This is a genomic window from Pseudomonas sp. HT11 (assembly GCF_044875395.1).
Lineage (GTDB): Bacteria > Pseudomonadota > Gammaproteobacteria > Pseudomonadales > Pseudomonadaceae > Aquipseudomonas.
In genome coordinates this window covers 3,356,715-3,368,195 of the sequence record NZ_CP173217.1, presented here as the reverse complement: position 1 = coordinate 3,368,195, position 11,481 = coordinate 3,356,715, and the positions used below count along the sequence as shown (strand labels likewise).

Annotated in this window: 11 protein-coding genes; 2 read left to right on the top strand and 9 right to left on the bottom strand. The window is 61.0% G+C overall.

What is annotated here, in order from left to right; all coding sequences use genetic code 11:
- Positions 1-102 precede the first annotated feature (102 nt).
- The 7 genes from dapA to ABWL43_RS15520 form a co-directional block, all read right to left on the bottom strand.
- Positions 103-966 (bottom strand): 4-hydroxy-tetrahydrodipicolinate synthase, encoded by an 864-nt coding sequence (gene dapA / locus ABWL43_RS15550; RefSeq protein ID WP_404483030.1) that lies wholly within the window; start codon positions 964-966, stop codon positions 103-105.
- 283 nt (positions 967-1,249) lie between these two features.
- Positions 1,250-2,227, bottom strand: coding sequence for an alpha/beta hydrolase (locus ABWL43_RS15545; RefSeq protein WP_404483029.1), 978 nt, complete (start codon positions 2,225-2,227; stop codon positions 1,250-1,252).
- 224 nt (positions 2,228-2,451) lie between these two features.
- Positions 2,452-2,913, bottom strand: coding sequence for a hypothetical protein (locus ABWL43_RS15540; protein WP_404483028.1), 462 nt, complete (start codon positions 2,911-2,913; stop codon positions 2,452-2,454).
- Positions 2,914-3,023: 110 nt separating this feature from the next.
- Complete coding sequence (locus ABWL43_RS15535; protein WP_404483027.1) at positions 3,024-4,061, bottom strand: helix-turn-helix domain-containing protein; 1,038 nt, start codon at positions 4,059-4,061, stop codon at positions 3,024-3,026.
- A gap of 15 nt (positions 4,062-4,076) precedes the next feature.
- The gene (locus tag ABWL43_RS15530) at positions 4,077-4,463 is read right to left on the bottom strand and encodes an ester cyclase (protein ID WP_145161078.1); all 387 of its coding nucleotides are present in this window, start codon (positions 4,461-4,463) and stop codon (positions 4,077-4,079) included.
- A gap of 51 nt (positions 4,464-4,514) precedes the next feature.
- Positions 4,515-5,636, bottom strand: a complete 1,122-nt coding sequence (locus tag ABWL43_RS15525; protein WP_404483026.1) for a hypothetical protein — start codon at positions 5,634-5,636, stop codon at positions 4,515-4,517.
- 70 nt (positions 5,637-5,706) lie between these two features.
- A complete protein-coding gene (locus ABWL43_RS15520; protein WP_242198152.1) occupies positions 5,707-6,327 on the bottom strand; it encodes a LysE family translocator in 621 nt (206 codons plus the stop codon).
- Positions 6,328-6,674: 347 nt separating this feature from the next.
- Between ABWL43_RS15520 and ABWL43_RS15515 the strand changes: the two genes are divergently transcribed.
- Together ABWL43_RS15515 and ABWL43_RS15510 are read left to right on the top strand one after the other, a co-directional pair.
- Positions 6,675-6,977 (top strand): hypothetical protein, encoded by a 303-nt coding sequence (locus ABWL43_RS15515; protein WP_404483025.1) that lies wholly within the window; start codon positions 6,675-6,677, stop codon positions 6,975-6,977.
- Positions 6,978-7,165: 188 nt separating this feature from the next.
- Positions 7,166-7,492 carry a helix-turn-helix domain-containing protein gene (locus ABWL43_RS15510; RefSeq protein ID WP_242198143.1) on the top strand — a complete coding sequence of 109 codons (327 nt, stop codon included), beginning with the start codon at positions 7,166-7,168 and terminating at the stop codon, positions 7,490-7,492.
- 2 nt (positions 7,493-7,494) lie between these two features.
- Here the strand turns inward: ABWL43_RS15510 and ABWL43_RS15505 are convergent, their stop codons facing one another.
- Positions 7,495-8,988, bottom strand: a complete 1,494-nt coding sequence (locus ABWL43_RS15505; RefSeq protein WP_315975625.1) for a methyl-accepting chemotaxis protein — start codon at positions 8,986-8,988, stop codon at positions 7,495-7,497.
- A gap of 181 nt (positions 8,989-9,169) precedes the next feature.
- On the bottom strand, positions 9,170-11,329 hold the full coding sequence (locus tag ABWL43_RS15500; RefSeq protein ID WP_404483024.1) for a TonB-dependent siderophore receptor: 2,160 nt from the start codon (positions 11,327-11,329) through the stop codon (positions 9,170-9,172).
- Positions 11,330-11,481 lie beyond the last annotated feature (152 nt).

Genomic DNA, 11,481 nt, shown 5'->3' with positions numbered 1-11,481 from the left:
CAAAATGCAAAGCCTGGCTTGGAACATAGGCCGGGATCGCGCCGGTCGCAACCGGGCGGTCCGTTGGATGTCTTTTTTTGGCGCATGAGCGCGTGTTGACGTTTAAACGCCGCGCATCAAAACCTGCTGCAACCGCTCTATAACGCCAGTGCTGGCGGTTTGCATCGGCGCGCGCAGCTCACTGGCGATCAAGCCTTGCATCGCCAGCGCAGCCTTTACCGGCGCGGGGTTGGGCTCCATGAACAGGGTGTTGATCAGGGGCATTAACCTGAAAAAAGTCGCCCTGGCCTCGGTGAGCTGGTTGTCGCGTACCTGCTGGTACAGCGCCACGAAGTCTTCGGTGTGCACATGGGCCGAGGCTGCAATCGCACCACTGGCGCCCTGGCACAGCGCGTTGAAGATTTGAAGATCTTCGCCACACAACACCTCCACGTCGCCGCTGGCGAGCAGCGCCAAGGTAGTCGCCAGGTTGCCGCCGCAGTCTTTGATCGCGACGATTCGCGTGTGCTTGACGATGTTCAGCAAAGTGGCCTGTTCGAAGGTCACGCCGGTGCGGTAGGGAATGTCATAGAGAATGATCGGCACACTGGAGGCGTCGGCCACCGTGCGGAAAAACGCTTCAAGGCCGGCCTGGGAGGGGCGGATATAGCTGGGCGCCGGCACCAGCAAGCCGGCCACCGGGCGTTTGAGGATTTCGCTCTGGAACTGCAGCAGTTCACGCTGGTTGTTGCCCGCCAGGCCCATCACCACGCGCTGCGCTGGCACGAGTTGCAGCACCGCATCCAGCACGGCCAGTTGTTCCTGACGGCTCAGTGACGCGGCTTCCCCGGTAGTGGTGCAGACCATGATGCCGGCCACGTGCTTTTCCAGCAGGTGGCTGACCAGCCGGCGCAGGCCGATTAAGTCGATGGCGCCGTCATGAAACGGCGTGACCACGGGAACCCAGATACCTTGAAACAATGACATGCACTTTCTCCTGATGGTTGACCGCTGGAGTCACCGTCAGAAGGGCAGAGGGATTGTGCAAAGGGAGTGAGGTCCGTCGCGCTCAATGTCCTGTCAGCTCATCTGACGGGACAGCGCGCCCCGGTCACATGAGCGACTGTTTCTTCGATTTGAGGGCGTGCGCCACGCAACCTTGCGCCTTGGCAATCAAGCCAATGGCACAAAGGTTAACGAAAGACGATGCAGACATGCGCTGACACACCCTGAATAAGGCCTCCATCTTCAGCGGACGTGACGGAATGTGTCAACCCCGCTTCAGCTGCTCACGCACAAATGCTGCGACCTCGGCGGCCAGCTCCGCATCTTCCGGTGCGCCCATGAAACCTCCGTGCGGCATGGCTTCGAACACATGCAGCTGCGCCGTTACCCGTGCCTGGCGCAAGGCGCGGTGCAGGCGCACGGTGTTGGACAGGAACAGATCACGGGTACCGCTCTGCAGAAAAGTTGGCGGGAAACCCTGGGTGAAATCGCCAAACAGCGGTGACAGGTACGGGTGAGACAAATCCGCACCGTTGGCATACAACAGATTGACGTTCATCAGCGGATTGGGCAGCACCACGTCGACGGTGCGGTTGACCTGGAAGCTGTCGCCGGACTCGGTGAGGTCGACTTCCGGCGACAGCAACACCAGCGCGGCTGGCAATGGCAAACCTTCGTCACGCGCACGCAACACCATGGCGGCCGCAAGGTTGCCGCCCGCTGAGCGGCCACCGATCACGATCTGTTGCGGCGCGTGTTGCTTGAGAACGTGCCGATAGACAGCCAGGCAGTCATCCAGCGCTGCGGGGTAGGGATGATCGGGCGGCATGCGGTAGTCCACGCCATAGCAGATCACGTCGTGCAGGTCGGCTTGTCTGCCGGCCGCGAGGCGGCAGTTTTCGCCGCCGCCGAACACCAGCGCGCCGCCGTGCAGGTCAATGTAGGCAAAGGGCGTGGCAGACGCCGGTGTGGCGACATGCACGCTGGCGTTTTCAACCCTGATGGTGTGCAGGCTGGCCCGCAGCGACGCCGCTTGCCCCGCGTTGGTGCTGGCGTAGTTCTGGGCCACGGCAGCCTGCAGACGGCGCCAGCCGTCATGGTCCTCGGGCGTGGGCATCGCGTGCAGTGCATTGAGGGGCACACCGTCATCCCCGACCAGGCGTTGCAGTGTGGCCTGCGCTTGAGGGCTGATGGACTGCGGGACGGGCAGTGTACGGGGTTCAAGTTTGACGCCGTGGCTCATGGGCTTGCTGCTCGCGTTCGACGACTTTGGGAGCGTCAGGATGCCAGAACGTGGGCCGGTGTGGCGAGCGGGCTTGCCCCGCGTTGGAGTGCGAAGCGCTCCCAATGAGGCCGCCTCGGTACCACCGGCATACCCCATTGGCAGGTTGCGGGGCTGCTGCGCAGCCCAACGCGGGGCTAGCCCGCTCGCCACTACGAGCCTGCGTTCACCGCGGGGCGGTGCTATTACAGAATGCTGTAGTCCCTGACCACGCCATTGTTGAGGTGGATGTTCAGGCGTCGGCTCTGTTGCTGCGGTGCAAGGTTGTCGATGGCTGTGCGCCGGGTGTCGAGGGCATTGTCGTAGGTATTGCCGGGGATACGGTTGGAGACCAGCCCGAGCAAGTGGCGCATGGACGCGTTCTGGGTGTTGGAGGGCGCGTAGTTCCAGGTTTCGGTGCCGTCGGATGAAATCGACTGGTCCTGCGGTTCGCCATACAGGGCTTTGAGCTGTTGGGAGGTGGTCTTGCCAGAAATGATGTGCGTCCTGACATACGTGGTGTCGAACAGCGAAATATCCGGCCCGGCTTTGCCCTGAATACCCGGCAATGACAGGTTGTTCAAGCTGCTGAGGCCGTTGACGCCATTGGCGCAACCCGTCAGCAAGAGGGCGGTGGCAAGCGTTGCGATAACAGTACGACGGGCCATGATTTTCTCCGTTTAGTCAGGGCTCTGGAACGTCGGCCAATGATAAAACGGTGAAAAGCACGCGGAAAAAATGTTCCTGTCTGCGCGTCTCAATGACTTGCCTGGGTGTCTCAGACCGCGTTCATCTGCCCCAGGATGTTGCGTAACGAGAACCCGGTGTGGCGGCTCACGCGCTCCGGTGCCTGGGCAGCGGCGCTCAACTCCCGGGCCTCGCGCGGCGAATAGCCAAAGGCTTGCTTGAAGGTGCGGCTGAAGTGCGCATCGCTCTTGAAGCCGAACTGGAAGGCCAGCCCCGACACCCGCTGCCGCGCGCCGGTATCACTCTGGATAATCACCCGCGCGCGGTTCAACCGGCGCTGCTGGATATACGCCGCCACGCCGGATTCCTGGCTGAACACCCGATACAGTTGCGCCCGCGAAATACCCAAGTGTTTGCACAGGAAAACCGGGGACAATTCCGGGCTGCGCAGGTGCTGTTCAATCAAGCGCCGGGCGCGGTTGAACAGGGTGTGGTCGATCGCTTGCTCGGCGGTTTGCAGGTTGGCCACTGTCGGCGCCAAAGCTGCCGATACCATGGCCAGCGTCGCCTGTTGGGCGTGTGGAATTTCATCGGGTGTCAGGCGCGGCAGGCACTGTTGCAACGCGCGCATATGGTCTGCGAGCAGCTCGCTCAAGCCGCCCTGCAGCACCTGGCCATGCACGTCTTTGTAGCCGAGGCTTTGCGCCAGCAAGTCGCGAGGAATGGTGAGGATCACGGTATCGCCAGCCGTGATCAGGCAATCGAGTTCACGGGCCAGGTCCAGCATGTAGATCTGCGCGTTACCCGCCGCCAGCGTGGTGCGGCCTGCGGTGCCATTAATCGTGTGAGTCAGGCCCAGGCAGAGGTAGTAGTGGTCGAGGCTGTCACGGCGAATCATTTGTGTGGAACGCTTGACCCGATACGGCACCGGCTCGCCGGCACCGTCCCAGGCACCGCAGCCCATCAATAACGAACCCAGGTAACCGGTGGCCAGGCGGTAATTGAAGGCGGCGGATTCAGGCTCGCTGATGGTGATATCGAAGATCGCATTCACTTCCTCACGCCACACTTCAAAGCGTTGGCGCGGTGGGTAGGGTTGGGTGCTAAAGGTGAAAAGCGGGTTCTCCACAAGCGGCTCCATCCATTAAAGCTGTTGTTTGATCGCCGCCTTATCGATCACGGACCAGACGTGCGCGATCTTCCCGTCGACGAATTCGTAGAATACGTTCTCATCGAAGGTCACCGTCTTGCCGTTGATCGGCAAGCCGAAAAATTCACCTTTGGGCGTGACGTGGAAGTTCAACCGGCTGGCGACGGTGGGCGGATCCGCGACCAGCAGTTGGATGCGGAACACCAGGTCGGGGATCTCGCGAAAGTCCCGCTCCAGCATCGCGCGGTAGCCGGCAAGGCCGACGGGGGTGGCGTTGTAGGTCACCTGCGGGTGCACGAAATCGCCGAGGCGCTCCCAGCCCTGGCGGTTGAGGCAGTCGATATACCCTCGGTAAAGGTCGGCGAGCTGGTTTCGGGTCATGGCGTGTTCTCCTTTTTGAAAAGCACTCATCGACTTTGCCCTTGTGTGTGCCTACGGCGCGCTGGTTATATCACCCAGCAATTGCCCAAGCCCTTGCGGGGTTGAATAGAGGGCTTCCAGCGCCGCGACGTCGGCCAGTTGTTCTGCGGACAAGGCTTTTTCCTCACGCTCAAGCTGGCCGCGTAAATAGTCCTCGTACTCGGACAGCTTTTGATTCAGCGCCACGCGCACTAGGCCACATGCCTTGAGCTTGTTAGGTTCAAAGCCCTTTCCTATATCCACATGCATGGCGAGGGTCGCCGTCGCGACAGCGTACCCTTGTATCGCGGCCTTGAGCAGCCATCGGTTCGCCGTTGGATAGTCTGCCGGCACTGCACCGCTGCTGCTGTACAGATAACCAAGCATGTACTGCGCTTTGGCCCGGCCCGCGTCGCCAGCGCGGGTATACCACCCAATGGCGGCGGGTACGTCTTTGGGGGTGCCGATGCCATTCAGGTTGGCCATCCCGAGCCATTCGTACGCTTCGCTATTGCCTGAGTGGGCAGCCTGGGTCAGCAGCTGGATGCCTTGCTGAGGGTTTTTCGGCGTGCCTACGCCCGTGAAATAAAAGGTCGCCAACAGCGTTTGGCCCTCAGCATCGCCTCGCGCACTGGCTTTGCGCGCCCAGAAGAATGCCTTGCGGTCGCTTTGCTCAACGCCAATGCCTCTGAAATAGGCGTCGGCAAGCCGTTGCTGGGCGCGGGCATGACCTTGCTGCGCAGCCTCGCGATACCACACCGCGGCTTGAGCGCTATCGCGCGGCATTTCCACGCCGCCATAGTTTGCATCCCCCAAAAAAAACTGGGCTTCAGAGTTGCCTTTCTCGGCTGATAGCGTGATCCACTCCAGGCCCTTGCGGTGATCAACGGCCACACCGCGCCCGAAAAAGTAAAAAAAGCCGGTTTTGAACTGTGCGAAGGTCTCGCCTTTTTCCGCCGCGCGCAAATACCACTCTGCGGCCTTGACCGGGTTTTTATCAACGATGATGCCTTCGTCGTAGAAGGCGCCAATCAACAGTGTGGGGCTGTGGGGGCTGCGCCACAGACTGATCGCCAAGGCAACCAAGCAATAGGCCAGCAGGCCAAAGCACAGCAAAGCGAGGGGTAGGGCGAAGCGGCGCAATGTCGAATCCATTCGTGAGGTGCAGGTGGGCAGTGTAGCGGCGCTTGCGAGCGATGGCATCACTCGCTGTTTCGCAGCGACCTCAAGCGCGACGCGCCATCAACAGCACCGTTGCCGCTGCCGACAACAACCCCGCGCAGCATCGATTGAAAATTCGTTTACCGCGCGGCTCGGCAAACCAGCGACGCATGTGCAGGCCCATGTAGGCATAGGCGCTGATGGCGATCCATTCCAGCACCAGGAACATCGCGCCCAGCAGCGCAAATTGTGGCGTGATCGGCTGGCCTGGCACCACGAACTGCGGCAGGAAGGCTGTGAAGATCAAGATAGCCTTCGGGTTGCCCGCCGCCACCAGAAACTCCTGACGCGCCAACGCCCATAACCCCACCTTTTCCGTCGCCGATTCAGCCCCTGCCTGCGGATTAGCCCGCCACAACTGAAACGCCAGATAAAACAGATACGCCGCGCCCAGAATCTTGATCGCGTAAAACAACAACTCCGAGGTTTGCAGCACCACCGCCAGGCCCGCCGAGGCGAGGGCGATCATGCCGGCGAAGGCCAGTAAGCGGCCAACACCGGCGAGGCAAGACGTGCGATAGCCGTAGCGGGTGGCGTTGCTGACCGACAGCAAGTTGTTCGGGCCTGGCGCCATGTTCAGGGCGAAGCAGGCGGGGAGGAAGAGGGCGAGCGTGGCAAGGTCCATGGCGGCTCCGGGTTGGGCGTGGAGCGTTGAGGATAAGGGCAGTTGGGCTGGCTGGACAATCCGCGCGTTGCAGTGAAGAGCACAAGCGGACCGGCCTATGCCAGTAGCGAGCATTCCAATCCGGCATAAATGTTAGCTCCTAGTGGTTGTCCCGGCAGGGCGCACACGTCACGGTGGCTGAAAGGGCACCGGCTTTTCGCGAGGGCGGGCAGACTATCGACGTGCGGGGTGCGGGCCGTGTTGTCGTGCAGCGCATGGGCCTGGAGGAATCGATTCGGGCGAATACAACCCACGAATAAGGCATCGCCTTCGTTGACCGCCACGACCGGACAAAAGCCTTCATCGGCGTGAACGACGTTGACGGCGCAGGGCCGATCGCTGAACTGGAGATGCTGCGTGGCGAACTCGCCAAGCTGCTGATCCGGCACAGCAAGGACCGGGTCACGTACCGGTTTGGCGACAGCGTTGAAACCCTGCACGACGATGGCCAGCAGGTGCATGTGCGCTTTGCACAAGGTACCGAGCAGGTTTTCGACCTGCCGCGTGAGCCAAGCGATGGCCATATCATGCGCTGGTACAACAGGCTCAAGCGCATGGCGTGCCCAAATGTGCGCCGCGGTTGGCGTCTGCTCACTCACGCGTTGCAATAGCGCTCGGCCACGGCGTGTTGCGGCTGGCGACAGCGCCTGGTTTTAAAAAGCTGCTCGGCAGGTTTTTTTCCCCAACGCTGACGCCATTGACCTGTCGGACTATGCCCTGAAAGGTCAACTCAAATGAGTGACCTTCTTTGAGGTGTATAGGCGTATGGTGGTTTATACCCTCATGGCAGGCATTCAACATGGACAGCAGTTTAGGCGGGCGCTTAAAGGAAGAGCGCAAAAGGCTTTTACTCTCCCAGCACGATTTTGGTGTGATAGGGGGTGTGGCCGAAAACGCACAGGGCCACTATGAAAGGGGCGAGAGGCTGCCCAAATCGGACTATCTGATGGCGATCCGTCGCAGGGGGGTCGATGTGCTGTATGTGCTGAGCGGGGAGCGTTCGCACATGAGCGCGGATGACCTCACGGTGGAAGAAACCGAAGTCGTCAATCAGTACCGCACGCTGCACGAGGCGGATCAGGGGGCGATTGCTCAGATCACCTCCTCATTGTCCCGAGACTCATGACTTCATTGATGAAACCTGCGCCCCAAGGCATCCAGGCGTACCGCAATCGGCGGTAACCGTTCACTGCTGCGGGCCAGCGTCTCCACATCATCCGCGGTGCTTTGCGCAATGCTCTGCACCGCTTGCAAGCGCCCGACAATCTCCAGGTTGGCCGTGGACTGCTCGCGCGTGGTGCTCACAATCCGCCCATTCAGTGCGTCGATGCGCGCGATATCGGCGCCTACTGCTTGCAGCATCTGTACCGCCAACTGGCTGTCTTGTACGCAACGCTCTACGCCTTGCTGGCTGTCATGCATTGCCTCGACGGCCTGACGGCTGCCGTGTTGCAAGCCTTCGATGATCTGTTTGATTTCCTGGGTGGACACCGCCGTGCGCTGGGCCAGGCTGCGTACTTCATCGGCGACCACGGCAAACCCTCGGCCTTGCTCGCCAGCGCGCGCGGCTTCGATGGCGGCGTTGAGCGCGAGCAGGTTGGTCTGGTTGGCGATGCTGCTGATCACTTCGAGCACCGAGCCGATCTGCTCGGCCTGCGCCGCGAGGTCTTGCACGGTGGAGTGGGTGCCGTGAATGCGTGAAGCCAGTTGGCTGATTTCATGCTGGGCGCGGCCGACGCTTTCCTGGCCGCGCACGATTTGTTGGCTGGCTTGGCCGGCGTGCTCGACAGCCTGTTCAACGTGCACGGTGATGTGGCCCATGGCGTCTTCCATGCGCTGCATCGAGCCGGTCATCTGGGTGATTTCTGCCAACTGATGGCGTGCGCCTTTTTCCAGGGTGCCGCTGGCACTGGCCAGTTCCTGGCCGAGTTGGCCAAGGCCCTGGGAGTCGCGGGTCACGCCGTCGATCAGGTGGGTGATTTGCTGCAGGAAGTGGTCGAAGCGCTTGGCCAGGGAAACGTGCACTTTGCCTTCACCCTGGGCGGTTTCGACGGTGAGCTGGGTGGTCACGGCGAGCATTTTCTCGAGCATTTCCTGGCTTTCGACCGCCTCACGCTGGCTGTGAATGGCCAGGTAGAGCAGGGCGACGGTCTCCATCACCACGTAAAAGGCGTGGACGAACACCATGCTCCAGCCGCCGTGGTGTTCCATCACAAACACCGGGAAGCCTTGATGTTGCAAGGCGTGGAAGACCACGTGATGCACGGCGATCGTTGCCGCCGCGACCAGGATCGGCAGCCAGTCGCGGTAGAACGTCAGCACCGCCAGCAACGCGAAAATGCCGAAGTGTGATTCGATCACGCCTTGCGCCTGGTTGATGTGCAGGGCGGCCATTACCATCAAGCCGGCGCCCAGCAGGCAGCGCATCAAACGTGTCCCGCCGAGGGCGCGATAGAGCACCGTCAGCACCACACTGGTGCCTGCGCCCACGGTCAATGCCTGAAGCCAGGTGTCGTGCCAGAACGCCAGCCCGAGTGAGAACAGAAACATCAGCCAGACCAACGCCAGCATGATGCGATCGGCCTTGCGGTAGTGCTCTAGAAAACGCGGGCGGGTGGGCATTCACTCTTACTCCATGTGTTCGGCGGGTAATAGGCAAGCATGCGGCGTGCCACGACGGGCCGCCGGTGGAGTGAAGCAGGTATTCGTGTGTTTTTTGATTCAGGGATGCCAGAACGTTATCGGCATCCTTGAACGGGACTTTAAGAACGGCTACCCGAACGGATAGCCGAGGCGATGACGATCAGAAGGTGTACTTGGCGGTCAGCATCATGTTGCGTGGGTTGCCGTACGCGTCACCGCCGTAGCTCACCGAGTTGGCGATGGTCGAGTAGTAGCGACGGTCGAAGATGTTGTTGGCGTTGAGCTGCAGGTCCAGGTGCTGGTTGACCTGGTAGCCGGCCATCAGGTCGGTGACGGCATAGCTGCCCTGTTTGAGCCGGTATTTACTGCCGTCCGCGAGGGCAAGGTCGTTGTACATGCGGCTCTGCCAGGAGACGTTGCCGCCCACGCGGAATTTTTCCAGCGGGCCCTGAAGGTTGTAGCGCGTGGTCAGTTTGAACAGCTGTTCTGGCGTGTCGGTGTCGTACTGCTTGTTGACCTTCTGCGGGTTGGCATCATCCTTGATGGTGTGCGTACGGGCGTAGGTGTAGCCACCGCCAACCTGCCAATTCTCGGTTAACGCGCCTTGCAGTTCGACGTCGATACCCTCGCTGCGAATTTCGCCGGAGGCTTCGTTGCAGGAGGCCTGCGGGCAGTTTGGCACGAACACTTGCACCGCCCGGTTTTCCTGGTCGACGCGGAACAGCGCCAGGCTCGCATTCAGCGCGCCGCCCAGGTATTCGCCCTTGATGCCGACCTCGTAGTTCTTGCCGACAATCGGCTTGACCGGCTTACCGGACGTGTCCTTTTCACTCTGCGGCGTGAAGATGTCGCTGTAGCTGACGTAGACCGAGTGATGGTCGTCCAGCTCATAGATCAAACCTGCGTAGCGGGTGAGGTTGCGGGTGACATGATAGTCACCGTCGCCGTCACGGTTGTCATAGTCATACCAGTCAAGGCGCCCGCCGAGGATCAGCTTCAACGGGTCGGCCAGGCTCAGGCGCGTGGTGACGTAGACGCCGTCCTGAGTGGTGACTTCGCGCTGGTTGTCGGTGTGGACGAAGTCCGGCTTGCCGGCGGTGAGTGGCCAGTTGGTGTCGTACGGGCTGTAGCTGTGGGTGGTCAGGTCGTAGATGCGCTTGCTGGCGCCTACCACCAGTTCATGGGTACGCCCGAACGCCTGGAAAGGGCCGCTGGCAAAGGCGTCGATGCCGGCCTGGTTTTCATCGTAGGCCGCCTGGTAGACCGTGCGGGCTGGGGTGTTGTTGACCCAGCGCGACTGGTAGGAGCCTGAAAACAACGCGTTCTGTTCGGCGTAGTTGGCGTTGACTTGAAGGCTCCAGTCGTTGGCCAGGCGCTGACGCAGCTCGGCGAACACCGTGTTGATTTCCTGGTCCTTGTTCTCCCAGCGAGTGCCGGGGTTGTAGGAGCGCGGCAGGTCCAGATGATGGCCGTCCTGACCGACCATCGCCGATCCCCAGAAGTAGTTGGTCTTGTCCTTCTGGTTGGAGAAACCCAGGGTCAGGGTGGTGTCTTCGCTCAAATCCGCTTCGGTGACGGCGTAGAACAGCCCGTGATCTTCCTGGACTTTATCGATGAAACTGTTGGCATCACCGTAAGAAGTGACCACCCGGCCGCGCAAGGTACCGCTGTCGTTGAGTGGGCTGGAGGCGTCCAGCTCGCCACGGTAATTGTCCCAGCTGCCGGCGGCGCCGGTGAGGGTGACTTTCTGCTCGTCCAGCGGTCGCTTGCGGATCAGGTTGATGGCGGCTGAAGGGTTGCCGGCACCGGTGACCAGACCTGTTGCGCCGCGCACTACCTCGACGCGGTCGAACATGGCCAGGTTCGGCTGGGCGCCGACCGTGACCCCGTTGTAGCCGCTGGGAATACCGTCATACATCAGGTTGTCGATGTCGAAACCGCGCGAGGTGTACGACTGCCGGCCAGGGCCGCTGGAGAAATTCAGGAACAACCCGGGCGTGGCCTTGACCACGTCGTTGATGCTGGTCATCGCCTGGTCATCCATACGCTGTCGTGTGATGACGGTGACGGCCTGTGGGGTTTCGCGCATCGTCAGTGGAAGTTTGGTTGCCGTGGCCATCGAGCCGGTGGTGTAGGACGGGCTGCCTTCGGTGGTCGCACCGAGTTGTTGCTCGGTGTTGATCTGCGTTGCACCCAACTCGACGACGTCGGCTGGCGGCTGCGTGTCGGCGGCGAAGGCCGCTTGTGAGCTGGCAATACAGATGGCCATCGCGATCAAATTGGGTGAAAAACCTTTACCGCCGTGTTGTTGCACAGACATGAAACCGACTCTCCCGAAAGCGCCGTCCCTAGCGAATAACAAAGATGATGATAATTATTCGCATCAGTGTGTCAGATTGGATCCGAGCAAAAAAGCCTTTGACGTTAAATGCTTAACAAATTTTTCACATCGTCGATGCGGGCTTGTCGCCA